The organism is Arthrobacter sp. zg-Y844 (assembly GCF_024385465.1).
Taxonomy (GTDB): domain Bacteria; phylum Actinomycetota; class Actinomycetes; order Actinomycetales; family Micrococcaceae; genus Arthrobacter_B.
This window is the reverse complement of the sequence record NZ_JANFLS010000002.1, coordinates 525617-551006: the sequence shown is the minus strand read 5'-3', so window position 1 is coordinate 551006 and position 25390 is coordinate 525617. Positions and strand designations below refer to the sequence as shown.

23 protein-coding genes and 1 riboswitch are annotated in these 25390 nt (G+C 66.7%); of the genes, 15 read left to right on the top strand and 8 right to left on the bottom strand.

Going from position 1 to position 25390, the window contains the following annotated elements:
- The first annotated feature begins 72 nt into the window (after window positions 1-72).
- Window positions 73-2124 carry a transglycosylase domain-containing protein gene (locus NNX35_RS09330; RefSeq protein ID WP_255867584.1) on the top strand — a complete coding sequence of 684 codons (2052 nt, stop codon included), beginning with the start codon at window positions 73-75 and terminating at the stop codon, window positions 2122-2124.
- 99 nt (window positions 2125-2223) lie between these two features.
- Window positions 2224-3570, top strand: coding sequence for an alpha-amylase family glycosyl hydrolase (locus tag NNX35_RS09325; RefSeq protein WP_255766091.1), 1347 nt, complete (start codon window positions 2224-2226; stop codon window positions 3568-3570).
- On the opposite strand, the gene NNX35_RS09320 is transcribed toward NNX35_RS09325, so the two are convergent.
- Window positions 3567-4316: an SDR family NAD(P)-dependent oxidoreductase gene (locus tag NNX35_RS09320; RefSeq protein ID WP_255766092.1), complete on the bottom strand. Its 750-nt coding sequence runs from the start codon at window positions 4314-4316 to the stop codon at window positions 3567-3569. The genes NNX35_RS09325 and NNX35_RS09320 overlap by 4 nt on opposite strands.
- Window positions 4300-5013, bottom strand: a complete 714-nt coding sequence (locus NNX35_RS09315) for a TetR/AcrR family transcriptional regulator C-terminal domain-containing protein (protein WP_255867583.1) — start codon at window positions 5011-5013, stop codon at window positions 4300-4302. Before NNX35_RS09315 ends, NNX35_RS09320 begins: the two co-directional genes overlap by 17 nt.
- Window positions 5014-5213: 200 nt before the next feature.
- Between NNX35_RS09315 and NNX35_RS09310 the strand changes: the two genes are divergently transcribed.
- Genes NNX35_RS09310 through NNX35_RS09280 form a run of 7 tightly spaced genes read left to right on the top strand, consistent with a single transcriptional unit; the run spans window position 5214 to window position 13114 of the window.
- Window positions 5214-5342, top strand: coding sequence for a hypothetical protein (locus tag NNX35_RS09310; protein WP_255766094.1), 129 nt, complete (start codon window positions 5214-5216; stop codon window positions 5340-5342).
- A complete protein-coding gene (locus tag NNX35_RS09305; RefSeq protein WP_227921892.1) occupies window positions 5339-5428 on the top strand; it encodes a potassium-transporting ATPase subunit F in 90 nt (29 codons plus the stop codon). The genes NNX35_RS09310 and NNX35_RS09305 overlap by 4 nt, the downstream gene beginning before the upstream one ends.
- On the top strand, window positions 5428-7089 hold the full coding sequence (gene kdpA / locus NNX35_RS09300; protein WP_255766097.1) for a potassium-transporting ATPase subunit KdpA: 1662 nt from the start codon (window positions 5428-5430) through the stop codon (window positions 7087-7089). Before NNX35_RS09305 ends, kdpA begins: the two co-directional genes overlap by 1 nt.
- A gap of 2 nt (window positions 7090-7091) precedes the next feature.
- Complete coding sequence (kdpB, locus tag NNX35_RS09295) at window positions 7092-9242, top strand: potassium-transporting ATPase subunit KdpB (RefSeq protein WP_255867582.1); 2151 nt, start codon at window positions 7092-7094, stop codon at window positions 9240-9242.
- Between the two features lie 54 nt (window positions 9243-9296).
- Window positions 9297-9905: a potassium-transporting ATPase subunit KdpC gene (kdpC, locus tag NNX35_RS09290; RefSeq protein WP_255766101.1), complete on the top strand. Its 609-nt coding sequence runs from the start codon at window positions 9297-9299 to the stop codon at window positions 9903-9905.
- 3 nt (window positions 9906-9908) lie between these two features.
- A complete protein-coding gene (locus tag NNX35_RS09285) occupies window positions 9909-12443 on the top strand; it encodes an ATP-binding protein (protein WP_255766102.1) in 2535 nt (844 codons plus the stop codon).
- A complete protein-coding gene (locus NNX35_RS09280) occupies window positions 12440-13114 on the top strand; it encodes a response regulator (protein ID WP_255867581.1) in 675 nt (224 codons plus the stop codon). Before NNX35_RS09285 ends, NNX35_RS09280 begins: the two co-directional genes overlap by 4 nt.
- 89 nt (window positions 13115-13203) lie before the next feature.
- Here NNX35_RS09280 and NNX35_RS09275 read toward each other — a convergent pair whose 3' ends face one another.
- The gene (locus NNX35_RS09275) at window positions 13204-14082 is read right to left on the bottom strand and encodes a LysM peptidoglycan-binding domain-containing protein (protein ID WP_255867580.1); all 879 of its coding nucleotides are present in this window, start codon (window positions 14080-14082) and stop codon (window positions 13204-13206) included.
- A 3-nt stretch (window positions 14083-14085) separates the two neighbouring features.
- Window positions 14086-14230, bottom strand: a riboswitch (cyclic di-AMP (ydaO/yuaA leader).
- 549 nt (window positions 14231-14779) lie between these two features.
- Here NNX35_RS09275 and NNX35_RS09270 point away from each other — a divergent pair.
- Both NNX35_RS09270 and ligD read left to right on the top strand, forming a co-directional pair.
- The gene (locus tag NNX35_RS09270) at window positions 14780-16000 is read left to right on the top strand and encodes an MFS transporter (protein WP_255863057.1); all 1221 of its coding nucleotides are present in this window, start codon (window positions 14780-14782) and stop codon (window positions 15998-16000) included.
- Between the two features lie 46 nt (window positions 16001-16046).
- Entirely contained in the window at window positions 16047-17069 is a 1023-nt protein-coding gene (gene ligD / locus NNX35_RS09265; RefSeq protein WP_255867579.1) for a non-homologous end-joining DNA ligase, read from the top strand.
- Here the strand turns inward: ligD and NNX35_RS09260 are convergent.
- Together NNX35_RS09260 and NNX35_RS09255 are read right to left on the bottom strand one after the other, a co-directional pair.
- Window positions 17066-17803, bottom strand: a complete 738-nt coding sequence (locus NNX35_RS09260) for an ABC transporter ATP-binding protein (protein ID WP_255867578.1) — start codon at window positions 17801-17803, stop codon at window positions 17066-17068. The genes ligD and NNX35_RS09260 overlap by 4 nt on opposite strands.
- A 40-nt stretch (window positions 17804-17843) precedes the next feature.
- Window positions 17844-18926 (bottom strand): ABC transporter permease, encoded by a 1083-nt coding sequence (locus NNX35_RS09255; RefSeq protein WP_152272206.1) that lies wholly within the window; start codon window positions 18924-18926, stop codon window positions 17844-17846.
- A 177-nt stretch (window positions 18927-19103) separates the two neighbouring features.
- On the opposite strand from NNX35_RS09255, the gene NNX35_RS09250 reads away from it, so the two are divergent.
- Together NNX35_RS09250 and NNX35_RS09245 are read left to right on the top strand one after the other, a co-directional pair.
- Window positions 19104-20441: a sensor histidine kinase gene (locus NNX35_RS09250; protein WP_255867577.1), complete on the top strand. Its 1338-nt coding sequence runs from the start codon at window positions 19104-19106 to the stop codon at window positions 20439-20441.
- On the top strand, window positions 20438-21079 hold the full coding sequence (locus NNX35_RS09245) for a response regulator transcription factor (RefSeq protein WP_304661137.1): 642 nt from the start codon (window positions 20438-20440) through the stop codon (window positions 21077-21079). The genes NNX35_RS09250 and NNX35_RS09245 overlap by 4 nt, the downstream gene beginning before the upstream one ends.
- 51 nt (window positions 21080-21130) lie before the next feature.
- Here the strand turns inward: NNX35_RS09245 and NNX35_RS09240 are convergent, their stop codons facing one another.
- Window positions 21131-21358 carry a sulfurtransferase TusA family protein gene (locus tag NNX35_RS09240; protein ID WP_229952011.1) on the bottom strand — a complete coding sequence of 76 codons (228 nt, stop codon included), beginning with the start codon at window positions 21356-21358 and terminating at the stop codon, window positions 21131-21133.
- A 35-nt stretch (window positions 21359-21393) separates the two neighbouring features.
- Window positions 21394-22446: a YeeE/YedE family protein gene (locus tag NNX35_RS09235; RefSeq protein WP_255867576.1), complete on the bottom strand. Its 1053-nt coding sequence runs from the start codon at window positions 22444-22446 to the stop codon at window positions 21394-21396.
- A gap of 262 nt (window positions 22447-22708) precedes the next feature.
- Here NNX35_RS09235 and NNX35_RS09230 point away from each other — a divergent pair, with 262 nt between their 5' ends.
- A complete protein-coding gene (locus NNX35_RS09230; RefSeq protein ID WP_255867575.1) occupies window positions 22709-23470 on the top strand; it encodes a glycosyltransferase family A protein in 762 nt (253 codons plus the stop codon).
- Here NNX35_RS09230 and NNX35_RS09225 read toward each other — a convergent pair.
- On the bottom strand, window positions 23430-24374 hold the full coding sequence (locus NNX35_RS09225; protein WP_255863052.1) for an alpha/beta fold hydrolase: 945 nt from the start codon (window positions 24372-24374) through the stop codon (window positions 23430-23432). The genes NNX35_RS09230 and NNX35_RS09225 overlap by 41 nt on opposite strands.
- A 166-nt stretch (window positions 24375-24540) precedes the next feature.
- Here NNX35_RS09225 and NNX35_RS09220 point away from each other — a divergent pair, with 166 nt between their 5' ends.
- Window positions 24541-25353: a 1-acyl-sn-glycerol-3-phosphate acyltransferase gene (locus NNX35_RS09220; RefSeq protein ID WP_255867574.1), complete on the top strand. Its 813-nt coding sequence runs from the start codon at window positions 24541-24543 to the stop codon at window positions 25351-25353.
- Window positions 25354-25390: the final 37 nt, after the last annotated feature.

Here is a 25390-nt window from a genome sequence, read left to right as displayed (position 1 = left end):
ATCCTTCTCAGGCAATGTCGATAACTTGTACGGATGCGTCCCCCCAAATCCTCATTCCTCGAGAGACTTTCCGTGCCCGGACGGTTAGTCGCGTTCCTCCTCGTCAGCCTGCTGGCCGGCGTGTTGGCAGCCAGCACCCTGATCCCCATGGCGGCGGTAGCAGCCACGGGCACGGACATGGCCGTCGGAGTGCTGGACCAGCTGCCCGACGAGCTGGAAACCGGACCCCTGGATGAGGGATCAAAGATCTACAGCGCCGACGGCGTCCTGCTGGCCACCTTCTATGCCCAGAACCGGGTTCCGGTGGAGCTGGACGAGATGTCGCAGAGCATGCAGGACGCCATCGTCTCCATTGAGGATGCACGCTTCTTCGAGCACAACGGCATTGACTTCAAGGGCGTTGCCCGTGCCGTTGCCTCCAACGCGGCCGGTTCGCACACGCAGGGCGCCTCCACCCTGACCATGCAGTACGTGAACAACGTGCTTATCAGCCGGGACATTGCCTCCGGCAAGGGCGGCAGCGACCTCACCCTGAGCGGCACCAAGGACCTCGGCGACAAACTGCGTGAAGCCAAACTCGCCGTCGCCGTCGAAAAGCAGTACTCCAAGGAAGAGATCCTGGAGGGCTACCTCAACATCGTCCTCTTCGGCGGACAGACCTACGGCGTGGAAGCCGCGGCCCAGAGCTACTTCGGTATCTCCGCTTCGGAGCTGACCCCGGCACAGTCGGCCATGCTGGCCGGCATGGTGCAGTCGCCCAGCCACTACAACCCGTTCACCAATCCCGAAGGAACGCAGGCACGCCGGGACACCGTGCTCGCAGCCATGCTGAAGAACGACAAGATCAGCCAGGCCGAGTATGACGAAGCGGTGGCGAGCGGACTGGACCTGAACCCGCAGACAGTGACCTCGGGATGTACGGGAGCCGAAACGGCCCAGTATTTCTGCAGCTATGTGGAACAGACCATCCTGCAGTCGGAAGCCTTCGGTGCCGACGTCGAAGAGCGCGCCAAGCTCCTGGCACGGGGCGGGTTGACCATCCGGACCACCCTGGACTCGCGGCTGCAGTCGCAGGCACAGAAGCAGGTCGAAGCCCAGGTTCCGGTGGGGGATCCCTCCGGGGCCGGCTCGGCCATAGTCTCCGTGGAACCGGGCACGGGCAAAATCCTTGCCATGGCCCAGAACACCGAGTACACCCCGGAGCTGGGCGACGGTAAAACCCAGCTCAACTTCAACGTGGACGCGGACATGGGCGGCACTCCCTACGGGTTCCAGCCCGGTTCCACCATGAAGCCGTTCACCACCGCCGCCTGGCTGGCGGCAGGCCACGGCCTGAACGACACCATCGACGCCACGCGTACGTCCTACCCGGCAGGTTTCGACTGGAAGGCCAGCTGCCTCGGTCCGAATGCGGAGTTCGATGAATGGAAATTCAAGAACGCCTCCGAGGGCTACGAGAAGAAGATGACAGTTGCGGACGGCCTGCGGCAGTCCGTCAACACCGCAACCGTGGCGCAGGCAGCCCAGCTCGACCTGTGCGACATCCGGGATACTGCCACCAGCATGGGTGTCCACCGCGCAGTGGACGGTGAACCCCTGGAAGTCACCAGTCCCTCCTTTGTCCTCGGCGGCCAGGAAGTCTCCCCGCTGACCATCGCTTCGGCCTACGCCACCTTTGCCAGCGGCGGCGAGTACTGCACACCCACCGCGCTGACCGAAGTCACCGACGGCTCCGGCAACGCCTACGACGTCGCCGGCGGCGAATGCACCCGCGCCATCAGCGAGGACGTGGCCGCTGCCGTGACGCAGCCGCTGCAGAAACTGGTTGAGGGCTCACCGGGCAGCATCCACCCCATCGGCGTCCCTGCCGCGGCCAAGACCGGCACCACGGACATGTCCGAGCAGACCTGGACCGTCGGCTACACCACCGGCATCGCGACGGCGTCCTGGGTGGGGAACTGGAACTCCTACTCCTCCCTGAATGATCAGGAAATCAACGGCGTCACCCGCTCTTACGTGGACGGCTCCGCGATCGCCGGTGCCCAGTGGACCGACTACATGAGCGCCGTCGCGAAGCTCTACCAAGCGAAGGACTTCCCCCCCGTCCCGGAGGGCATGCTCTAGGCCTGGATGCAGGTGCCGGGAGGAAATTCCCGAAGGTAAGCGTGCTGATGGCAGACTGTTAGGAGGCAGTACTCCGCAGCGCGAAGGGATGAGAAAGATATGACGACGCCGGACTGGGTGGAGCATGTGGTGTGGTGGCAGGTCTATCCGCTGGGCTTTGCCGGAGCGGAAAAGGCCGCACTCCCGGAGCAGGCCCCGGCGCGGCACGGACTGACGCAGCTGGTTCCGTGGCTCGATTACCTCGTGGAGATGGGGGCCTCCGGCCTCGCGCTCGGACCGGTGTTTGCCTCCGAAACCCACGGGTATGACACCACCGACTATTACCGGATAGATTCCCGGCTGGGCGACGATGCCGACTTCGACGAATTGGTGGCCCAGGCGCACGCACGCGGCATCAGGGTGCTCCTCGACGGCGTCTTCAACCACACCGGCCGCTCCTTCGCCCCCTTCCGCCAGGCGCTCGAGCAGGGCCCGGGGGCGACGACGGCGGACTGGTTCGGTTTTATCTGGCCGGACGGCTGGACGCCGGGAACCGAACCGGACTACAAAGACTTCGAGGGCCACCACCACCTGGTGGCCCTGAACCATGCCGAGCCCGCCGTCGCGGATTTCGTGGCCGACGTGATGAAGCACTGGCTGCGCCGCGGCGCGGACGGCTGGCGGCTGGACGCCGCTTACGCGGTGCCGTCACCGTTCTGGGCGAAGGTCCTGGACGAGGTCCGCACGGAGTTCCCCGACGCGTATTTCGTGGGGGAGTACATCCACGGGAACTACCCGGAGGACGTGCGTGCCGGACACCTGGATTCGGTGACCCAGTACGAACTGTGGAAGGCCATCTGGAGTTCGCTGGCCGAAGCGAACTTCTATGAGCTGTCCGCCGCGCTGGAACGGCACAACACCTTCCTGGACACCTTTGTGCCGTTGACCTTTGTCGGCAACCATGACGTCACCCGCATCGCCAGCCGGCTGGCGCCGTCGGGCCGGCTTGCGCACGCACTGGTGCTGCTGTTCACCCTCCCGGGCACCCCGACGGTGTACTACGGCGACGAGCAGGGCTACCGGGGCGACAAGGAGGACCGCGCCGGAGGGGACGACGACATCCGTCCGTCCTTCCCGGCTTCCCCCGAGGAGCTTTCGGCCGTGGGGCAGCCGCTCTACCACCTGCACCAGGAACTGATCGGGCTGCGCCGCAGGCACCACTGGGTGCATGCCGCCCGCACCCGGGTACATTCGCTCGCCAACGAGCAGCTGGTCTACGAGGTGTTCGACGCCGGCCACTCGCTGTTCGTGGCGATGAACCTCGAGGACACGTCGGTCACCGTGCAGGTGCCCGAAGCTGCCCGGGACGTCCTGGCCGGCGCGGGCGGGCTGGACGTTCCGGGCAGGCAGCTGGCCCTGCCCGCGAAGGGCTGGGCAATCCTCGGCCCGGCCCCGGCTGCCGGCTAGTAGAGCTTGATGGTGCCGCCGTCGGCCATGAGGGTCTGGCCGGTCAGGTACTGGGAATCCTCGCTGGCGAGGAACACCACGATGGGGGCGATGTCCGTTTCGGGATCGCCCAGGCGGCCCAGGGGAACGCCGTCGACGACTTCCTGGTAGGCCTCCGGGAAGGCCTGGCTCCACTGGACAATGCCGGGGGTCAGTGCGACGGGGGAAACCACGTTGACGCGGATGCCGTCCGCGGCCCATTCGTTGGCGGCGGTGCGGGAAATGGCGCGGATGGCTTCCTTTGCCGCGGCGTAGGCCACCTGGTTCGGCAGGCCCTTGATCCCGGCGCCGGAGCCGAAGTTGATGATGCTGCCCCGGGTCTTCTTCAGCTCCGGGTACGCGGCGCGCATCAGGTGGAAGGTTGCCATGGTGCCCGTGTTGAAGGACAGGTCCCAGATCTCCGGCGTGGTTTCCATGATGGGTGCCTGCTTGGACGCGTGGGCGTTGTTGACCAGGATGTCCAGGCCGCCGAAGCGCTCCACGGTTTCCGCCACGATGGCCGCAGCGTTCTCCGCCTTGGCAATGTCCTTGGCGATGAAAATGACCTCGCCCTTGCCCTCAAGATCGGCCAGCAGCTTGTCGCCCTGGGCCTGGTCGATGTCCACCACGGCCACCTTGGCGCCTTCGGCGAGGAACCTCCGGACAATGCCCTGGCCGATTCCGCCGGCCCCGCCGGTGATGATGGCGGTCTTATTGCTGAGTTTCATTTTCTTCCTTCCGTGAAACCGGGCGGGTTGGGGCGCCCGGAGCTTGGGTGAGTTGCTGTTCGACGCCAGCAATGAAGTTTGCGACGAAGAAGTCCAGTGACCGGCGTGAGCCCGAATAGCTGATGCCCTGGGCCTGGAACCGGGCCGCCCGCGGGTGTTGCTCCACGGCATCCGGCGTCCAGTGCGGGTGTCCGCTTGGATCGGAGTCGTCAGCCTTTCCCGGGGCACCGAAGTGGGCCGCGGCCGTGATGGACGCCGTACCGATCACGGCCGCGGAAATCCCCAGCAGGCAGTCGAAGCCCTCGTCCTCACTCAGGCCGGCTGAGCCCAGCCGGGAGAGCACCAGTTCCACCTCGTCCGGGGTGGCCATGTTCACGAGCCGGCGCGGCGTCAGGATAATGCGCAGCAGCCAGGGGTGCGCCGTGAAGGCCCGCCATTGGGCATCGGCCAGGTGTGCCAGGGTTTCCTGCCACGACAGGTCCCGGGCGGGCAGGAGGGCGTAGTCCTTGGTGGCGGCATCGGCCATCAGGAGCAGCAGGGCGCTGCGGTCCGCCACATGGCGGTACAGTGCCATCGCCGAAACCCCGAACTCTCCCGCCACCCTGCGCATGGAGACGGCGTCAAGGCCGTCCGCGTCCGCGATTCGGAGTGCAGCCGCAGCTATCGCGGCGGGGCTGAGGGGCAGGTTGCGGGACACGGCGGTTCCTTCGGTGGACGACAGTTTACAGTGTATACCGCGCGGTCCCGACCCGGCTGCACCCCGGCAGCCCGGCGTCGCAATCACCCGTTTACATGGGCATTCCGTAAGGGTTTGGGGTGCCGGCGTGAGGAAAGCGTGAGGATGGCTCTTTGAGCGCCGGCGAGGGCATGTAATCAGATGCGGCACAAGGTGTGCCCGTGCTGCCAAAGCGGCAGCACGCTGAACGGCTGGGGGCAATTCCCGTGCTTGATGTTTTATTTGTGGTGGGCTTCGTAGGGCTTTTCGCTGCGTTTGTCCTGATGGCCGGGGCGGTGGAAAAGCTGTGATCGTTTTCAACGTCCTTGCACTCTGCCTCGGGGTGGCCGCCGTCGGCTATCTCCTGGTGGCACTTGTTCGACCGGAGCGGTTCTGATGGGCGGCTGGGTAACGGCCGCACAGGTCCTCAGCCTGGTGGTCCTGCTTGCGGCGGTCCACCGGCCGCTCGGTGACTACATGGCCCGGCTGTACTCCTCCGACAAACACCTCCGTGCGGAGCGCGGCTTCTACCGGCTGGTCGGAGTGGACGGTTCCTCCGGCCAGGCCTGGCAGAGCTACCTGCGCTCAGTCCTGGTTTTCTCCGGGGCCAGCATGCTCCTGCTTTACCTGCTGCAGCGACTCCAGCACCTGCTGCCGGGCTCGCTCGGCCTTCCGGCGGTGCCCGAGGCCCTGTCCTTCAACACGGCAGCTTCCTTCGTGGCCAACACCAACTGGCAGTCCTACTCGCCCGAAGTCACCATGGGTTACGCGGTGCAGATGGCCGGCCTGGCGGTGCAGAACTTCCTGTCCGCAGCCGTGGGTCTGGCCGTGGCGGTGGCACTGATCCGCGGCCTGGCCGGCCGCAACTCGACCACCATCGGCAATTTCTGGGTGGACCTGACCCGCAGCGTGCTGCGGTTGCTGCTGCCCGGCGCTTTCCTGGCCGCCGTTGTGCTGATCCTCGGCGGCGTGATCCAGAACTTCAACGGCTTCACCTCCGTCACCAACCTCCTCGGCGGAACCTCCACGGTCCCCGGCGGACCGGTGGCCTCCCAGGAAGCCATTAAGCTCCTGGGTACCAACGGCGGCGGCTTCTTCAATGCCAACTCCGCGCACCCGTTTGAAAACCCCAGCGGGTGGACCAACCTGGTGGAAATCTTCCTGATGCTCGTTATCCCGTTCAGCCTGCCCCGAACGTTCGGCACCATGGTGGGGGACCGCCGGCAGGGGTACGCGATCCTGGCAGCCATGGCCTCAATCTTCACGGTGTCGCTCGCGGCCATGACCGCATTCGAATTCGGCGCCGCGGACGGTGCGGCCGGTTCCATGGAAGGAAAGGAACAGCGGTTCGGAATAGCCGCATCGACCCTCTTTGGCTCAACCAGCACGCTGACGTCCACCGGTGCGGTGAACGCCATGCATGACAGCTTCAGTCCGCTGGGCGGCATGATGGCGATGCTGAACATGATGCTCGGGGAAGTGGCGCCGGGCGGCGTCGGGTCCGGGCTCTACGGCATGCTGATCCTGGCGATCATCACCGCTTTTGTGGCCGGGCTCCTGGTGGGACGCACTCCTGAGTACCTGGGCAAGAAAATCGGCCCGCGGGAAATCAAGCTTGCCAGCCTCTACATCCTCACCATGCCGACCCTGGTCCTGGTGGGGACGGCGCTGAGCTTCGCGGTTCCCGGCATCCGGGCCGACATCGAGGGCACTTCCATCCTGAACACCGGGCTCCACGGCTTCAGCGAGGTTCTCTACGCCTTCACTTCAGCAGCCAATAACAACGGCTCCGCGTTCGCCGGACTCACGGCCAACACCCCGTGGCTGAACACGGCACTCGGCGTGGCCATGCTTGTGGGCCGTTTCCTGCCGATGGTCTTCGTGGTCGCCCTGGCCGGAGCCTTCGCCGAACAGGGCAAGGTCCCCGCCTCGGCCGGCACCCTGCCCACCCACAGGCCCCAGTCCGTGACGCTGCTGTGCGGCGTCACCGTGATCGTGACTGCCCTGACCTTCTTTCCCGTACTCGCGCTGGGTCCCCTGGCGGAAGGACTGCAATAACCATGTCCACACTTACCAAACCCCTGGAATCCGTTGCGGACTCCGAACCGGCTCCTGCCGGCCGTGGCATAACCGCAGGCTCGCTGGCCGCCGCCCTGCCCGGAGCCTTCCGGAAACTGGACCCGCGGCTGATGGTCCGCACCCCGGTGATGTTTATCGTCGAAGTGGGTGCCGTACTGATCACCGCGATCGCCGTTGCCGAGCCCTTCCTCGGCGGCCCGCAGGACTCCGGCGGCACACCCGTCCCCGGCGCTTTCTCCTGGCTGATTGCCGGCTGGCTCTGGGCCACCGTCATCTTTGCCAACCTCGCTGAAGCCGTGGCCGAGGGCCGCGGGAAGGCGCAGGCAGCCAGCCTGCGCAACAGCCGGGCCACCACCACCGCCTACCGGCTGGAGGGTTACGACTCCGGCCGCGATCCCGCCGGCCTCGGGGCAACCATCTCGGAGGTTCCCTCGGCCGATCTTGGGCTGGACGACGTGGTGGTGGTCGAGGCCGGGCAGATCATCCCCGGCGACGGCGACATCATCGACGGCATCGCGTCCGTCGACGAGTCGGCAATCACCGGCGAATCCGCCCCGGTCGTCCGCGAATCCGGCGGCGACCGCTCGGCGGTTACCGGTGGTACCCGGGTCCTGTCCGACCGGATTATCGTCCGGATCACCAGCAAACCCGGGGAAACCTTCGTGGACCGGATGATCCGGCTCGTCGAAGGCGCCGCGCGGCAGAAGACGCCCAACGAGATTGCCCTGAACATCCTCCTGGCCACGCTGTCGCTCATTTTCATCGTGGTGGTGCTGACGCTTAACCCGCTGGCAAGCTATTCATCCGCCACGGTCAGCATCCCCGTCCTGGTGGCCCTGCTGGTCTGCCTGATCCCCACCACTATCGGCGCGCTGCTATCGGCCATCGGCATTGCCGGCATGGACCGCCTGGTCCAGCGCAATGTCCTGGCCATGTCCGGCCGTGCGGTGGAGGCCGCCGGCGACGTCACCACGCTGCTGCTCGACAAGACGGGCACCATCACGTACGGCAACCGCCAGGCCGCCGGGTTCATCCCGATCAACGGCACCGACAGCACCGACCTGATCGACGCCGCCGTGTTGTCCTCCTTTGGTGATCCCACCCCGGAGGGCAAGTCCGTTGTGGACCTGGCCGCCGCTAAGGGCTGCCGCCCGGAACCGCCGGCCGGCTCCACCAGTGTTCCCTTCACCGCCCAGACGCGGATGAGCGGCATGGACTTCCCCGACGGGGCGAAGATCCGCAAGGGCGCCTCCTCCGCCATCCTGGACTGGACGGCGGAGTCCGGCGGCATCGACGTCGACGTCCTCATCGCGGTCGAGGACCAGGTCAAGAAGATCTCGACCGGCGGCGGCACTCCGCTGCTGGTGGCGGTTCGGGACGCCGACGGCGGCACCCGGGTGCTCGGTGTGATCCATCTGAAAGACGTGGTCAAGGACGGCCTGAAGGAACGCTTCTCGCAGCTGCGGGCCATGGGCATCCGGACCGTGATGATCACCGGCGACAACCCGTACACCGCGAAGGCCATTGCCGCCGAGGCCGGCGTGGACGACTTCCTGGCCGAAGCCACCCCCGAGGACAAGATGGCCCTGATCCGCCGCGAACAGGCGGGCGGGCATCTGGTGGCCATGACGGGCGACGGCACCAACGACGCCCCGGCACTGGCCCAGGCCGACGTCGGCGTGGCCATGAACACGGGCACGTCCGCGGCCAAGGAAGCCGGCAACATGGTGGACCTGGACTCGGACCCCACCAAACTGATTGACATCGTCGGAATCGGCAAGCAGCTGCTGATTACCCGCGGCGCCCTGACCACCTTCTCGATCGCCAACGACATTGCCAAGTACTTCGCCATCATCCCGGCGATGTTCGTGGGGATTTTCCCCGGCCTTGCCGCGCTGAACCTGATGCAGCTCCACTCTCCGGCCTCGGCCATCCTCTCCGCGGTGATCTTCAACGCGGTGATCATCGTGGCACTGATTCCGCTGGCGCTGCGCGGCGTGAAGTACCGGGCTGCCGGATCCTCCTCGATCCTCAGCCGCAACCTGCTGATCTACGGAGTGGGCGGCGTGATTGCGCCGTTCATCGGCATCAAGCTCATCGACCTGCTGATCAGCCTCATCCCGGGGTTCTGACATGGCAACCATCATCCGCACCATCCGCAGCATTCCCCTTACTAGGAGCAGGAAATGAATCCCGTCCGCAGCAGCATGCGCCAGCTTGGCGTCTCCCTCCGCGCCCTGGCGGTGCTCACGCTCCTGCTCGGCGTCGTGTATCCGCTGGCAGTGGCCGGGATCGGCCAGGCCGCGCTGCACGGCCGGGCCAACGGCTCGATGGTCAGCAGCGGCGGCAACGAGGTGGGCTCCGAATTGATCGGCCAGCCGTTCACGGACGCCGACGGCGCGGCCCTGCCCGAATGGTTCCAGTCCCGGCCCTCCGCAGCGGGGGACGGGTATGACGGCGGTGCCTCCAGCGGTTCCAACCTCGGCCCGCTGAGCGAGGACCTGGCGGCTGCCGTGGCCGAGCGGCGGGCCGCCGTGGCCGAGCTGGAAGGGGTGGATCCGGAAGACGTCCCCGCCGATGCCGTCACCACATCGGGGTCCGGGCTGGATCCGCACATCAGCCCCGAGTACGCCCGGATGCAGGTGGACCGGGTGGCCGCCGAACGCGGCCTGGACCCGGAGCAGGTCTCCGCCTTGGTGGACGACGCCACGCAGGCCCCGTTCGCCGGAGTCCTGGGCAGCAGTACCGTCAACGTGTTGCTTTTGAACATTTCGCTGGCGGAGCTGGACACTTAGTCCATGACGCGAGGACAACTGAGGGTATTCCTGGGGGCGGCGCCCGGCGTGGGCAAGACCTACGCCATGCTTGAAGAGGGGCGCCGCCTCCGGGATGAGGGATCCGACGTCGTCGTCGCGCTGGTGGAAACCCATGGCCGCGCCGCGACAGCTGCCCTGGCCGAGGGGCTGGAGACGGTCCCGCGCGCCGCCCTCAGCCACCGCGGGCTGGAACTCACGGAGCTGGACCTGGACGCCGTCCTGGCGCGGGCGCCGGAATACGCGCTGGTGGATGAACTGGCCCATACCAACGTGCCCGGACTGAAGAACGAAAAGCGGTGGCAGGACGTGCAGGCCCTGCTCGACGCCGGGATCAACGTCCTGTCCACCGTGAACATCCAGCACATCGACTCCCTCAACGACGTGATCGAGCAGATCACCGGGACCCTGCAGGCCGAAACCGTACCGGACGCCGTCCTGCGCGGAGCCGAACAGGTGGAGCTGGTGGACCTCACTCCCCAGTCGCTGCGCGGCCGCCTGGCCGACGGCGTCATCTACCCGGAAGAACGGGTGGACGCAGCCCTGTCCAACTATTTCCGCCTCGGAAACCTGACGGCCCTGCGCGAACTGGCCCTGCTGTGGCTGGCGGACGAGGTGGATTCGGCTCTGAACCGCTACCGTGAAGAGCACGGCATCAGCCGCAAATGGGAGGCCCGGGAGCGGGTGGTGGTGGCGCTCACCGGCGGCGCCGAAGGGCGCACCCTGCTGCGCCGCGGGGCAAGGATTGCTGCCCGGTCCGCCGGGGGAAAGCTGCTGGCCGTCCACGTCTCCGGGGCCGACGGACTGCGCGGGCCGGAACCGGCAGAACTGGCCGCGCAGCGGCTCCTGGTGGAGAAGCTCGGCGGCACGTTCCACCAGGTGGTGGGCAACGATGTTCCGCGGGCACTGGTTGACTTTGCCCGGGGCGTCAACGCCACGCAGCTGGTGGTGGGGGTCAGCCGCCGTCCCCGGATCGCAGCACTGCTGTCCGGACCGGGCATCGGCGCCACGGTCATCCGGGAATCCGGGGACATCGACGTGCATATGGTCTCCCACTCGGCGGCTGCCCGGACCCTGGTGCTGCCGCACTTCGGCGGCGCCCTCTCGATGCGTCGGCGCCTGCTGGGCTTCGCCTTCGCCCTTGTGGGCGGTCCGCTGCTGACGGCAGGCCTGGTTTCGCTCCGGAGCGCCGAAACCATCACCGGCGACGTTTTGAGCTACCAGCTGCTGGTCATCCTCGTGGCCCTGATCGGCGGCATCTGGCCGGCCCTGTTCGCGGCGCTGCTCTCGGGCCTGACCCTGGACTTCTTCTTCATCCAACCGCTGTACACCGTTACCGTGGCCACGCCGTCGCACATGCTGGCACTGGGGCTCTACGTCGTGAACGCACTGCTCGTCAGCTACGTGGTGGATGCCGCCGCGCGGAGGGCGCGCACCGCCCGGCGCTCGGCGTCGGAATCCGAGCTGCTCGCATCGGTGGCCGGCAGCGTGCTGCGCGGTGAAGATGCACTGGCCGCCCTGGTCAGCCGCACCCGTGAAGCCTTCAACGTGAGCGCCGCACGGATGCGTTCCGAGGGCGAAGACCTGTACTCCGAAGGCGAGTGGCCGGCCTCCGCCTCACCCGACGATCCGGCGTTCACCCGCCTGCCGGTGGGGGAGCGGTGCTCCCTTGATCTGTGGGGGCGCGAACTGGCTGCGTCCGACCGGCGGCTGCTGGCGGTCATCACCGCCCAATTGGAGGCGGCGCTGGAACACCGTGAACTGACCGAAACCGCCAGGGGGCTCGGCTCACTGGCCGAGGCGGACAAGGTCCGCACCGCGCTGCTGGCCGCCGTCGGGCATGACCTGCGCCGGCCCCTGACCGCAGCGACCGCCGCCGTCACCGGGCTGCGGGCAACGGACGTCACCTGGTCCGAGCAGGACCGCAGCGAACTTCTCGCCACCGCCGAGGAATCACTGGCCTCACTTTCCGGACTCGTCACCAGCCTGCTGGACGTGAGCAGGCTGCAGGCCGGCGTCGTCGGCGTGAGCCTGGAGCCCCTGAATGTAGCGGATGCGGTGCTGCCGGCGCTCGAGGAACTCGAACTGGGACCGGCGGACGTGGAACTGGAAATCCCCGCCGCCCCGCGCGTGGTGGTGGCCGATCCCGTGCTCCTGCAGCGGGTTCTGGTCAACCTGCTGGCCAACGCGGTGCGCTTCAGCCCGGAGGGAACGAAATCTGTCCTGTCCGTCAGCGAGTTTGCCGGCCGGGTGGAAATCCGCGTCATAGACTCGGGACCCGGTGTCCCGGAGCAGCGGCGGGGAGAAATCTTCGTCCCCTTCCAGCGGCTGGGGGACACGGATAACTCAACCGGGCTGGGCCTGGGCCTGGCATTGGCCAAGGGATTCACCGAAGGAATGGGCGGAACGCTGGAAACCGAAGACACACCCGGCGGCGGACTGACCATGGTCCTCTCGCTGCCTGCCGCTGAACGCGGTATCCATGCGGCAGGGATCTCCACGCCGGCGGTGGCCGGATGAAGATCCTGGTCGCCGACGACGACGTGCAGATCCTCCGCGCGCTGCGCATCACCCTGAGCGCGTACGGATATGAGGTAGTGACAGCGGAAAGCGGCAGTGCCGCCATCCGGAAGGCAGTGGACACCCATCCGGACCTGCTGGTGCTGGACCTGGGCATGCCGGGGCTGAGCGGCATGGACGTCATTGAAGCGGTCCGAGGCTGGAGTGCCGTGCCCATCCTGGTGGTCTCGGGCCGGATCGACCCGGCGGACAAGGTGCGGGCGCTGGACCTGGGGGCGGATGACTACGTCACTAAACCCTTTTCCACCGAGGAGCTGCTGGCCCGGATCCGGGCACTGTCCCGCCGGTCGCCCGCCGCGGCCGGCCCCAGCGAGATCACGTTCGGGGCCGTACGGGTGGACCTGGCCGCGCGGCGCATCGCGCGGGTCGACGACGGCTCGGACATCCGCCTGACGCCGACCGAGTGGCGGTTCCTGTCCGAAATGCTCGCCCATCCAGGCATGCTGGTCACCCAGCAGGCCCTGCTCACGAACGTCTGGGGCCCCGGCACCACGGACTCGGGCTATCTGCGGCTGTACATCGGACAGCTGAGGCGGAAACTTGAGCGTGACCCGGCTGCTCCGGAACACCTGCTCACTGAACACGGCATGGGCTACCGGTTTGTGCCCTGATGCGTCCGGCCGGTCCTCACCGCTTAACGCAATAAGCGTCCGTCCCTTGCGGGACGGACGCTTATTTTGGCGCGGTGTGGCTGGAAGCCTTATGCGCGGTAGAACACGGGGCCGGAGCCGACGTTGACGGACTGGACTACGGTCTGGTTGCCGTTCCAGCCGCTGTGGATGGCTTCGCCGTTGCCGATGTAGATGGCAATGTGGGCCAGGCCCATGCCGCCGTCGGCGTAGTAGACCATGTCACCGGGCTCCGGGGTGGAGACCTGGGTGCCGTAGGCGGCCAGCTGTGCGGGAGCAAGGTCCCCCACGCTGTGGCCTGCGGCGCGCAGGGCAACCTCAACCAGCACGGTGCAGTCCTGGGCTGCGCCCAGCTGCGACTGTGCCGAAGCCAGCATGATGGCGTTGGTGCCGCTGGCTGCGGGGGTTGCTGCAGCCGGCGTGATGTTGGTGGACTGGGTGGTGACCACGCCGGTATTGGCGGGCTCAACCGGTGCTGCGACCGGTGCTGCAGCCGGAGCTGCAGCCGGAGCGGCGTAGGACGCAACGGGCTCGGCAGCAATGGCCGGAGCGGCTTCGCCGGCAACGGTGATGACATCGCCGGGGTAGATGATCGAAGCCAGGGACAGGCCGTTCAGCGCCAGGACGGAGTCCAGGCCAACGCCGTAAGCGGCGGAGATCTGGCCCAGGGTGTCACCGGAAACAACGGTGTGGGTGGTGGCAGCAGCTGCGGGGGCAGCTACCGGTGCGGCTGCAACGGGTGCGGCTGCAACCGGAGCGGCCGGTGCAACGGCCTGCGACGGGGTGTAGTTGTCATTGGCGACAACTCCGGCGGAGGCCGGTGCGGCCATGCTGAGCATCAGGCCGGAACCTGCGACGACTACTGCAGCGGCGCTGCCGATGGTCCGTCCGCGGCCAGCAACGACGATGTTCTCGGCGCGGTGGCGTCCACGAGTCTTGTTGAAAGTCATGTAATAACCTCTCCCGATACCTGCGAGGTGAGCTGTCGGATTCGGATGGGAGACACCCGGCCGCCGGTGAAACCGGAGACTTAACCCCAAGGATTCAAGGAACCCATAATTGGTTCCCCCGCCTCTGCCGTGGTTGTGCGTTCTGTGGACCCCGGGACCAGCGGCAGAGCTAGGTAACAAGCCCGGGGGAGCCGCATCAGAAAGCGGCATGGGAATAACCGTACAAGATAGTTACGGTTGGATAACCATTGTGTGATCTGCTTCTCTCAGGCGTGTGATCGAGGGCGCGATATGCTAACCGAAATCTGCCTCTTCGGCCACATCGGCCGGCTTCAGTCTCAATATTAACAGGGGTTCTCCTCCAGCCCCGAGTCGCTGGTCATCCAGGCCTCGAGACAGGTGTTACGCGTGTGACCCCTTCAGTAACAGGCGTACCACCGCCTCGGAATCGCTGTCCCTGCGCCCTGATCTGCGCTCGAAGAATTCCTCCCTCCGGTACAGGAGTGACTGAAGTTTTCCCATCCGTCACGACTGCATCACCACGCAGGTAAATGTGGTCGGGATCACTGCAATTTCCTGCAGTCCAGCCCGTGGACGGCGGCGGCAGGCCGATTTCCCGACCGGCGACGACGGCGCGTAAGATTGTTAGGCGGCCTTCCAATATCGGTCGCTTGTTCCGAGGAAACAGGAGAATGCAGTGGCTGGCAGCGGTCAGAAATTATGGACCAGGGGATTTGTGCTGGCGATCATCACGAACCTCTTTATCTCACTGGTGTTTTATCTGTTGATGACCACCATGGCGCTCTATACGGTGCAGGAGTTCTCCGCATCCGACAGCGCTGCCGGATTTGCTTCCGGATCCTTCGTCCTCGGCGCGTTGGCGGCACGGGTATTCGCCGGGAAGTTCCTGGACTTCGTGGGGCGGCGCCGGCTGCTGGTGACCAGCCTTGCGGTGTTCGTGGTGGCCTCGCTGCTGTATATCCCGGCGTCCAACCTGGCGCTGCTCCTGATTGTCCGGATCCTGCACGGCATGGCCTTCGGAGCGGCCAGCACGAGTATTTCCGCCTCGGTCATGGGGCTCATTCCGGTCCACCGGCGGGGCGAGGGTACCGGCTACTTCGGTATCTCCACCACGATGGCTACCGCGGTAGGCCCGTTCCTGGCCGTGTTCCTGGCGGAGTCCGTCAGTTACCGCGCCCTATTCCTGTTTGCTGCCGGCTGCGCCGCCGTCGCCCTCGCCTTGTCCCTGGTGCTGTCCCTGCCGGAACGCACACCGACCGCCGAGGAACAAGAGAACAAGTGGCGGATGCACCTCACGGACATCATCGATCCGTCGGCACTGGCCATCGCATCGGTGATGTTCATTGCCGGCGCGGCTTACGCCGGCATCCTCTCCTTCCTTAACTCCTATGCCCAGACGGAAGGCCTGGTGCTCGGCGCCAGCCTCTTCTTTGTGGTCTATGCGTGCGTGGTGCTGGTTTCGCGGTTGTTTGTGGGTCGCATCCAGGACCGGCACGGTGACAACGCCGTGGTGTACCCCACCCTGGTGTCCTTCGCCGTCGGCCTGGCGCTGCTGGCCTACGCCCCCAATGACACCGTGATGGCCCTGGCCGGCGTGTTTGTGGGGTTCGGCTTCGGTGCACTGATGCCGTGCGCCCAGGCGATTGCCGTGACAACGGCGCCGGCGGCCCGGATCGGCCTGGCGACGTCCACGTTCTTCATCCTGATGGACGCCGGTGTGGGCCTTGGTCCGCTGCTTCTGGGCATGCTCCTGCCGCTGATGGGATTCCACGGCATGTACTGGGTGCTGGCCGCCGTGCTGCTGGCCTCCACGGTGCTGTACCACTTTGTCCACGGGCGGAAGAACTACCGGCCCGGCGCACCGGTGGAACCGGTGCGGGGGAAGCCTGCGGCCTGACACGGTAGCCTCTTTCCCACACTGTCCGATGAGGGAAAGCAGAACGATGGCACGCGAGGAAACCACCTTGGCCGTTCCCGGCCCGGAGGGGGAGCGGCAGGTCCGCATCTCCAGTCCCGGACGGGTCATCTGGCCTGATCCCGGAATCACGAAACTGGATCTGGCCCGTTATCTCGCGGAGGTGGGTGAGGCGTTCATCCGGGCCAACGGCGGCCGGCCCGTCTCACTGGAGCGCTTCCCGGAGGGCATCGGCGGAGAGGTGTTCTTCTCCAAGAATCCGCCGCGCGGCATGCCGGACTGGATGCGCGCCGTCACCGTGGAATACCCGAGCGCGCGTTCACACCCGCAGGTGGTCCTGGATGAACCTGCCGCCGCGGTGTGGGCGGCGCAGATGAACACGGTGGTGTTCCATCCCTGGCCGTCACGGGCGGACAACACGGACAACCCGGACCAGCTGCGCATTGACCTGGATCCGCAGCCGGGCACGGATTTCGACGACGCCGTGCGTCCGGCCCAGGAGCTGCGATCCATCCTCGCCGAGGCCGGGTTGGACGCCTACATCAAGACTTCGGGCAACCGGGGCATCCACCTCTTCGCGCCCATCCGCCCGGAGCGTGAATTCCTGGACGTCCGGCATGCCGTGATTGCCGCGGCCCGGGAGGTGGAGCGCCGGATGCCGGACAAGGTGACCACGGCCTGGTGGAAGGAAGAGCGCGGCACGCGGGTGTTCGTGGACTTCAACCAGGCCAACCGCGACCGGACCATGGCCGGCGCATACAGCCCCCGGGCGCTTCCGAACGCACCCGTCTCCTGCCCGATCACCTGGGACGAGCTGGAATGGGTGCATCCTGCGGACTTCACTATGCAGACAGTTCCCGAGCGGCTGCGCACCGTCGGGGATCCCTGGGCGGAGATGTCCGCCCGGCCGGGGTCCATCGACGTCCTGCTGGGCTGGTGGGAACGGGACCTGGCCAACGGCCTGGGCGAACTGCCTTTCCCGCCGGACTATCCGAAGATGCCGGGGGAGCCGCCCCGGGTCCAGCCCAGCCGCGCCCGTCGGAAGGACTAGGCTGCGGGGCCGTGTTCAATAAGCCTGCCGTCCCGCATGGCCGCCACCTCATCGGTCAGGGGCACGAACTCGGTATCGTGGGTCACCATCACCGTACCCAGGTCGAATTCGCGTGTCACGGCAACCAATAGGCGGACAATCGCCTCGGACCGGTCGTGGTCCAGCGCGGCGGTGGGTTCATCCACTAGCAGCAGGGACGGACTGCCCATCAGGGCACGGGCAATGTTGACCCGCTGACGCTGTCCGCCGGAGAGCTGGTGGGGATGGCGCGCCGCGTTGGATTGGGACAGCCCCACGAGTTCCAGGAGCTCCCGCGCCCGGGACTCGGATTCCTTCCCGGCCCTGCCGCGCAGCCGGTCAGTGATGACGAGCTGCTCCACGGCCGTGAGGGACGGAAGCAGGTTCGCCTGCTGGAAGACAATGCCAAGTGCGGTACGCCGCAGTGCAGTCCGGCCGGCGTCGTCCAGTTCGCCGGCATCCCGGCCGCTCACCGTCACGGTGCCCGACGCCGGGCGTATCAGAGTGGCGGCAACGGCGAGGAGGGAGGACTTGCCGGACCCGGACGGACCCACCAGCGAGAGGATCTTTCCCCGGGGAACAGCCAGGCTGACCCGGTCCAGTGCCTTCAGCGTGCTGACGCCGTCGGGGTATTCGAGGGTTACGTCCTGCAGGTGCAGTGCGGCAGTGGCTGCGCGGGTGGGTGGAACAAATGCCGAATCTGAGGTTTCTGCCATGTTGTGCTGGTCCTTTCTTGGGAATACAGACTGGAGGTCCCTAGTTGCCGCCGAGAGCAGTCAGTGGATCTACCTTGGCAACCCGGCGTACGGCGCCGGCCGCCCCGGCAAGCCCGAGCACCACAATGCCGAGGATCGGCAGCAGTGCGGTGGAAACCGACAGGATGAACGGAGCAACCGCAGCGGCGGCCAGGCCGATCAGTACGGCGAGCACCCCGCCGGTGACGGCACCTGCGGCAACGATGGTCCCGGCCTGGGCCAGTGCGTCACGCATCAGGTAAGCGGAGCTGCCGCCCAAGGCCTTCAGCACGGCGATGTCGCGGGTGCGCTGGATGGTCCAGACCGCCAGGAAGGCCACAATGACCAGTGCGGAGATGCCGTACAGGAACGCCTGCATCATCAGCAGCGAACCGTTTTCCGAGGTGTAGGCGCCCAGTCCGTTGAAAGAGCCGCGGATACCCGTGGAGACTGTGCCTGCGGCGTCGTCTGCCTGCTCGGCGGCGGAGCCCGAGGCGGCGATCACGGTGGCCACCGGCGCCGCGTCGGAGCCCTCATCGTTGGTATGGGCCGCAGCCTGCCACGTAGCCAGGGACGTCCAGACGAGCGGCGTATGGCTGTAGTAGGACTGGTCGACAATGTCTTCAACAGTCAGGACCCGGCCGCCCAGGCGCACTTCGTCCCCCGGATCCAGGGACAGGGAATCCGCTGTTTCCGATCCAATGAGGATCTGTCCGTCGCCGACCTGACGGGGCGCGAGAGTGCTGCCCGGTTCGACGCCGAAGACAGCCACGTTTGCGCTGGCCCCGCCGGTAATGCGCGTTTGGGTGATGCCTACGGGTTCAGCGGTCTCGATGCCGGGCGTCTTCCGCCACTCAGCCAACTGCTCAGCTGTGACGGTTGATTCCGTATAGGAGACCTTGGCTTCACCGCCGTCGGGTGCACCGAAGGCAACGATGTTCACCCCGGCGGAGCCAAGGTCCTTGATCGCCGCAGTGTTTTGGTTGCCCAGGCCCGCGGTAAGCCCGGAGAGCAGCACCAGAAGGAGGGTAATCAGGGCGACGACGCTGCCCATCAGGGCAAACCGCCCCTTGGCGAAGCGAATGTCGCGGAGTGCCAGATACACGTTTTGCTTCCTTTCGGATCGGCCGCCGCAGCGGCAGTGGAGGGTACCTTTCAACCCTCCGCCGGTTCCGGGGCGAACCCATCGCATGGACGGATGATCCGGGCGGAGAAACCGGTTGGTCCTGCGCTCAACCGTTTGGTTGATGCCGACGCCGACTGCCGGACCTAGGCTGGAATCATGAGCGCGCCGAATCAAAGCAGTGGGGGTCCCGACGGCGGCGCCGGCACCGTGTCTGCCGCTGCAGCGACCGTCGCAGGGGACGCCGTGCTCCGCCTGCTGCGGGTAGCCCTGCACGTTGCCTTCGCCGGGCTGCTTGTTCTGGCTTTGGTCCAGCTGACCCTGGACGGGCCCGGAACACCCCGCCTCGTGGCTGCCTATGCCTGCGCCTGTGTGCTCGCCGTCGTCTATCTCGCCGGAACCGTGGCAGAGAAACGCTACGCAGTAACGGGGACCGGGCCGGACCCCGGCCGTGCCGGGCCCTATTGGCTGGCGGCCGTAACGTTCCTATGGCTTCTTCTGCTGCTGATAAGCGCCGATTTTTCCTGGCTGGCCTTCCCCCTGTTCTTCCTGGACCTGCATCTGCTGCGGACCGTGCCCGCGTTGGCGGCAGTAACCGCGATGACGGCTGCGGTGGTCGCCGCCCAAGGCGTGCACTCCGGAGGGTTTACTCTCGCAGTCCTGTTGGGCCCGGTGGTGGGGGCCCTTTTTGCGGTGGTGATGGGCTTCGCCTACGCGGCGCTGCACGGAGAAAGCGTGAACCAGCGGCGTGCGCTGGCCGAGCTTCGGCGCACCCGCGGGCAGCTGGCAGCGTCCCAGCATCGTGCGGGCGTCCTGGCGGAACGGGAACGCCTGGCCCGCGAGATCCATGACACCTTGGCCCAGGGGTTTTCCAGCATTGTCCTGATGTCGCGGGCGGCCGGCGCGGCACTGGAAAGCGGACAGGCGGATCTGGCCCGGGAACGCATTGCCACCGTCCAGGCCACTGCGTCGGAAAACCTGGCCGAGGCCAGGAAGTTTGTGCGCGGCCTGACCGAACCGGCAACGGGGAGCGGGACCCTCATCGCGGGGCTGGAGCGCCTTTGCGCCGATAACTCCCGGCAGGCGGCTTCCGGCGGTCAGCCGCTGGAGTGCACCCTCCGGGTGGACGGAGAGCCAGTGGATCTCGATGCCCGGTATGAAACCACCCTGCTGAGGGCGGCGCAGGCTTCCCTCGCCAACGTGCGGGCGCATTCCGGCGCACATACCGCGGTACTGACCCTCAGCTACGCCCCCGACGCAGTGACGCTGGATGTCTTCGATGACGGTGCGGGCTTCAGCACCGCAACGCTCCCGGACGTCCCCCGCCGGGACGGCAGCGGATTCGGGCTGCTCTCCCTGCGCGAGCGGGCAGCGGATCTGGGCGGGGTGCTGAGCATCGAATCCGCGCCCGGCGAAGGCGCGGTGGTGGCGGTACGGCTTCCGCTGCCGGCTGCCGAGCAACCGGCGGAACCGGCTCCGGCGAAGACACGGACATGAGAGTGATGCGGATCCTGTTGGTTGACGATCACCCGGTTGTTCGGGCCGGTCTGCGCGCCATGCTGGAGGACTTTGAAGGCATTCGGGTTGCCGCCGAATCCGCGGATGGGGAATCAGCCGTGGCCGAAGTCCGTAAACAGGAGGTGCTGGGCACCCCAGTCGATCTTGTACTGATGGATCTGCAGATGGGCGCCGGCATGGACGGAGTGGAGGCCACGCGGAGAATCCGGGCGGCCGACGGCCCGCCGGTGCTGATTCTGACCACCTATGACACTGACGCCGATATCCTGGCGGCCATCGAAGCCGGGGCGGCCGGTTACATGCTCAAGGATGCGGATCCCGGGGAGATCCGCACCGCAGTCACTGCTGCTGCGGACGGGCGGACGGCATTGTCGCCGGTGGTTGCAGCCCGGCTAATGGGCCATCTGCGGAGTCCGGCTCCGGCCCTCAGCAGCCGTGAACTCGAACTGCTTGAGCTGCTGGCAACGGGCCTCGGGAACCGGGCCATCGCCCGGAAGCTGTTTATCTCCGAAGCGACCGTGAAAACGCACTTGGTGCACATCTACGAAAAGCTCGGTGTGGACAACCGGACCGCCGCCATCGCCGAAGCCCGGCGCCAGCGGATCCTGCGCTCTTGACTGGCGCGGAACGGAGGAGCCGGGCTTCAGCGGTGCGGCGGTCAAGCGGTGCTAGGCCTTCTGCACCGTGATGGACCACTCCGCGGGGCCGCGCTTGGAGAAATCCGTGACCGGGTAGCCGCTTTCGGCAGCCCAGCGCGGAATTGCGTCCGTGGCCTGGGTGCAGTCGAAGTGGATGACGAGTTCATCGCCGCTGGTCAGTGTTGTCATAGCCTGCTTGGCCTCCACGAGGGGGAAGGGGCAGACGGATCCGTTGGTTTCCAGGGTGACCTGTGCCATGGTGTATTTCCTTTTCGAGCTTTTGGGTGGGGGAATCAGACGCCGACGGGGACGCGTGCGGAGGCAGGCGCCGGTCGGTGGTTCATGATGGTGAGCTTCGCAGCGACGCCCGTGCCGAGGATCATGAAGATCAGCGCGGTCCAGCCCTGGAAGGTGAACTGGGCCGTCTGCACCATGGCGTTGCCGATGGTGCAGCCGCCGGCCAGGGCGGCGCCGATGCCCATCAGGGCACCGCCGCCGAGGCTCTTCACGGCGGTTGCGGCGTCGGGGACCCGGACCCGGAATTCACCGCTGCCCTTGGCTGCGATGAAGGAGCCGAGCAGGATGCCGATGACCAGGTACACACCCCAGTCCACGAGCTCGGCATCGCCGGTGACAAGGTAGGTGACCAGCTTGGAGGAGGGGGTGGTGATGCCCAGGCCGTCTTCCCGGCCGGTGGCCCAGCTCAGCGGCCAGGCGGCCGTGGCAATGAGCCCGATGACGACGGCGGTGGCGAAGGCATTCCACGGCTTTTCGAACAGGAGATGCGCCAGTCCGGTCTTCGACGCCGGCAGGGCGGCCATGGCGAACTTGGGCTTGGCCAGGTGGTGCCGGACCGCCAGTGCCACGGCGGTGACGAGCACCGCCACGAACAGCCACGGGGAGATGCCCAGGACGGAGTAGAAATTGCTCTGCTCCACGGTCACGGAACGCATCGCGGTGTTGAAACCGGCCAGGGGTCCCGTCTTCATGATCGCGGCGAACAGTGCGTAGGAGATCAGCGCCAGCCAGCTGCCGACCAGGCCCTCGCCGGCGCGGTAGTAGGTTCCGGTGGCGCAGCCGCCGGCCAGCACAATGGCAAAGCCGAAGATGAAGCCGCCCACGATGGTTGCCAGCCAGGGGAACGCCTCGGCCTGCAGGGTGATGACGCCCGCGGCGTCCAAGGCGAAGACGCCGACGCTTTGCACGGCCACAACCACCAGGAACGCGGTGAGCCAGCGGGTATTGCGTGTAACCCAGACATCGCGGAAGGCTCCGGTGACGCAGAAGCGGCCCCGCTGCATAACGAATCCGAGTGCCAACCCGACCAGCAGGCCTGAAATAAGCATTGAACTGCTCCTAGGAAAAGAGGATTGCGCAGCCGACTGCCGCAGCCCTGCCACGCTAATTGCGCAGCTTTCGCCCCGCCAAGGATTGTGGCCCCGTATGTCCGCGGGTTAAGCCGCGTGACGGGCGGTTGGACGAAGGCCGGTCCGGGAAGGGCGGTTCCCGTTTTGGTGCCCGGCACCGCCCCCGCTGCCCGCGGCATGGCCGCGGCAGGGGTGCGGTGGCAGAATCGGAGGGCAACGGACAACCGGCAGCCAGGACGCGATGTCAACTATCACAGTGGTAATCCCTTCCCATAACGACGCCGTCATGCTGGCCGCCTGCCTGGACGCGGTGTCACGGCAGACCCGGCCGCCGGACGAGGTGCTGGTCGTGGACAACGCCAGCACCGATGCAACGGCGGACGTCTGCCGGGCAGCGGGAGTGCGCCGGATCTACGAACCCCGCGTGGGGGTCACCTCCGCGACGTTCCGCGGCTTTGACGAGGCGCGGGGCGAATGGCTGGCCCGGCTGGATGCGGACTCGGTACCGCCGCCGCAATGGCTGGAACGGCTGGAAGCAGACCTGCTTGAAGCGGGGGAAGACACTGCGGTGACCGGACCGGGTCAGTTCTACGGTGCTAACCGGCTGATCCGGTGGATCGCGGAACACCTTTACATCGGCGGGTACCGCTGGTCCATGACACTGTTGATGGGCCACCCGCCGATCTTCGGCTCCAACTTCGGCCTCCACTGCAGCATGTGGAACCGGCTAAGGACCCGGGTGCACCGGGACAATCCTCGGGTGCATGATGACCTTGACCTTTGCTATCAGTTGCGTCCCGGGATGCAGGTCCGGTGGGATCCGGACCTGCGCGTGGCCGTCTCCGCACGGCCCTTCAACACGTGGCGCGGCCTCGGCCGGCGGGTGGCCATGGCCTATGACACCTTCAAAGTGGAGTTCCGCGAGGAGCCGCCGCTGCGGCGCCGCAGGGAGCGGGCCGCTCTCAGGACGCGGAACCGAACAGACGCAGCAGGTCGCGGGTGAACTCGTACGGCGATTGCTCGCTGGGACTGTGTCCGCTGCTGTAGGACGCAAAGGACGCCCCGATGCTGTCGGCAAAACTGCGGTGCAGCTGCAGCGGCCACACATCATGCTCGCCCACGGCTACTAATTTGGGAACCGGGGTGGCGCGCAGGGCCGGCCTCAGGTCCGGGGCGTGGCGCATCAGTCCCACCATGTCCCGGATCGAGTCCTTCCGGGTGAGCGTGAACCGGTGCATGACAAGCGCCATCCGGCCCGGGGAAGCGCGGATGAAATTGCGCTTCACACCCCAGACGATCAGGTCCGCGCTGATCCTGTCCCCGACCAGGGGGGCCGCCCAGCCGATCCAGCTCACGCCGCGGAAACTCTGCCCGCCCTGGGGCGGGCAGCCGAGCAGGGTAATACTGCGGAACAGGTCCGGCCGTTTCAGCAGGGTCAGCTGGGCAACAATGCCGGCAAATGAATAGCCCACCACATGGGCCGGGCCGCACGCTGTCAGCACTGCCGTGAGGTCGTCCGTAAACAGATCGAAGTCGAACCGCTGGCGCGGCGGGCGGAGATGCTCAGGGCCCGCGCCCGTCGATTCGTACTGCCCGGCAAGATCGAAGGAGAAGGCGAAATACCCTGCAGCCGCAAGCTCCGGCAGAACCAGGGAGAAGTCCTCCTTCGACCCCATGGCACCGGGCACGAGGACCACCGGCGGGTTGCCCGGCTCTCCCATGCTTACGGCAGCCAGGGACCCGCTGGGCGCCGCGAACCGTGAACGGACCGCTCCCTCCGGAAGAGCGAACCAGTCGACGTCGCCGAGTTGTGCGTCGCGTGCGGCAGCAGGATCGGCCGGGGCGGCCGGTTCGGTGCGCGGCCTTCCGCCCGGCCCCCGGCCGGCGAACCTTCCGCGTATCACCATGGCTAAAAGATAGCCGCCAAACGGGCCCCCGTCTGCTGGTCGAGGACCTGGGAAGCACGGAGCCGGACATTTCCCCGCCGCGCGGACAAACAGGCCGGCGTCCATCGGGCACCGCGGTAGAATTTCGTTGCCTGCCCCGAAATTCCCCCCGACTCAGGAGCCGACGTTGCCCGCAAAGCGTAACCCCAACAAGTTCGTCTATCGAGGCATCGTATTTACGGGCCTCACTGCCCGCAGCCTCTTCAGGGTCCCCGTGATCCCCTCCGGCCTGGAGAACCTTCCCGCCCACGAAGACATCCACGGCCTGAACCGCACCGTCGTCCCCGGCAAGGGGGCAGTGGTGGCCATTACCCACTTCGGCTACCTGGACTTCGCGTTCGCGGAGCTCCTGATGTGGCGGAAGCTGAAGGTCCACATGCGGTTCCTCGTCACCAAGAAAGCCACGAAAAAGAAGTTCGTCAAGGCTGTCTGCGACTGGTGCGAGCACATTGTGGTGGACCGTGCCGACGGCGCAGCAGCCTACAAGGAGTCCGTAGAAAAGCTGCGCGGCGGTGATTACCTTGCGGTCCTGCCCGAGGCAGGCGTCAGCCGCAGCTTCACCGTGCGGCAGCTGAAGACCGGCGCCGTGCGCATGGCCGCCGAGGCCGGTGTCCCGATCATTCCGGTATCGGTCTGGGGCGGCCACCGCATGCTGACCCGCGGGCACGGCCTAAGCATCAAGGCCGTCTGGAAAACCCCGGTGCGCGTGCACGTGGGCGAAATGATGCGCGTCGGAGCGGATGCCGACGTTGTCGAAGAGACCCGCCGGCTGCAGGAGGAACTGCAGGAGGGAATCGATTACTGCATCGATACCTACCCCGTGACGCCCGAGCCCGGCGCGTGGTGGATGCCGCGGAGCCGCGGCGGCGGCGCCATGGCCGTTGAAGAACAGCAGGTCCTCGACGCCGCGGACCGCGAGAAGTACAAAATCACTGGTTAACACCGGGCAGACAGCAACGGCAGCCGCAGGTGCGGCT

Bases quoted from the DNA above. Each gene is read 5' to 3' on its own strand.
- NNX35_RS09285 (WP_255766102.1), top strand. From the start codon at position 9,909: ATGACGCGAGGACAACTGAGGGTATTCCTGGGGGCGGCGCCCGGCGTG.
- NNX35_RS09240 (WP_229952011.1), bottom strand. From the start codon at position 21,358: ATGGCACAGGTCACCCTGGAAACCAACGGATCCGTCTGCCCCTTCCCC.
- NNX35_RS09225 (WP_255863052.1), bottom strand. From the start codon at position 24,374: ATGGTGATACGCGGAAGGTTCGCCGGCCGGGGGCCGGGCGGAAGGCCG.
- NNX35_RS09325 (WP_255766091.1), top strand. From the start codon at position 2,224: ATGACGACGCCGGACTGGGTGGAGCATGTGGTGTGGTGGCAGGTCTAT.
- kdpC (WP_255766101.1), top strand. From the start codon at position 9,297: ATGAATCCCGTCCGCAGCAGCATGCGCCAGCTTGGCGTCTCCCTCCGC.
- NNX35_RS09275 (WP_255867580.1), bottom strand. From the start codon at position 14,082: ATGACTTTCAACAAGACTCGTGGACGCCACCGCGCCGAGAACATCGTC.
- kdpB (WP_255867582.1), top strand. From the start codon at position 7,092: ATGTCCACACTTACCAAACCCCTGGAATCCGTTGCGGACTCCGAACCG.
- NNX35_RS09230 (WP_255867575.1), top strand. From the start codon at position 22,709: ATGTCAACTATCACAGTGGTAATCCCTTCCCATAACGACGCCGTCATG.
- NNX35_RS09235 (WP_255867576.1), bottom strand. From the start codon at position 22,446: ATGCTTATTTCAGGCCTGCTGGTCGGGTTGGCACTCGGATTCGTTATG.
- NNX35_RS09260 (WP_255867578.1), bottom strand. From the start codon at position 17,803: ATGGCAGAAACCTCAGATTCGGCATTTGTTCCACCCACCCGCGCAGCC.
- NNX35_RS09245 (WP_304661137.1), top strand. From the start codon at position 20,438: ATGAGAGTGATGCGGATCCTGTTGGTTGACGATCACCCGGTTGTTCGG.
- ligD (WP_255867579.1), top strand. From the start codon at position 16,047: ATGGCACGCGAGGAAACCACCTTGGCCGTTCCCGGCCCGGAGGGGGAG.
- NNX35_RS09280 (WP_255867581.1), top strand. From the start codon at position 12,440: ATGAAGATCCTGGTCGCCGACGACGACGTGCAGATCCTCCGCGCGCTG.
- NNX35_RS09320 (WP_255766092.1), bottom strand. From the start codon at position 4,316: ATGAAACTCAGCAATAAGACCGCCATCATCACCGGCGGGGCCGGCGGA.
- kdpA (WP_255766097.1), top strand. From the start codon at position 5,428: ATGGGCGGCTGGGTAACGGCCGCACAGGTCCTCAGCCTGGTGGTCCTG.
- NNX35_RS09250 (WP_255867577.1), top strand. From the start codon at position 19,104: ATGAGCGCGCCGAATCAAAGCAGTGGGGGTCCCGACGGCGGCGCCGGC.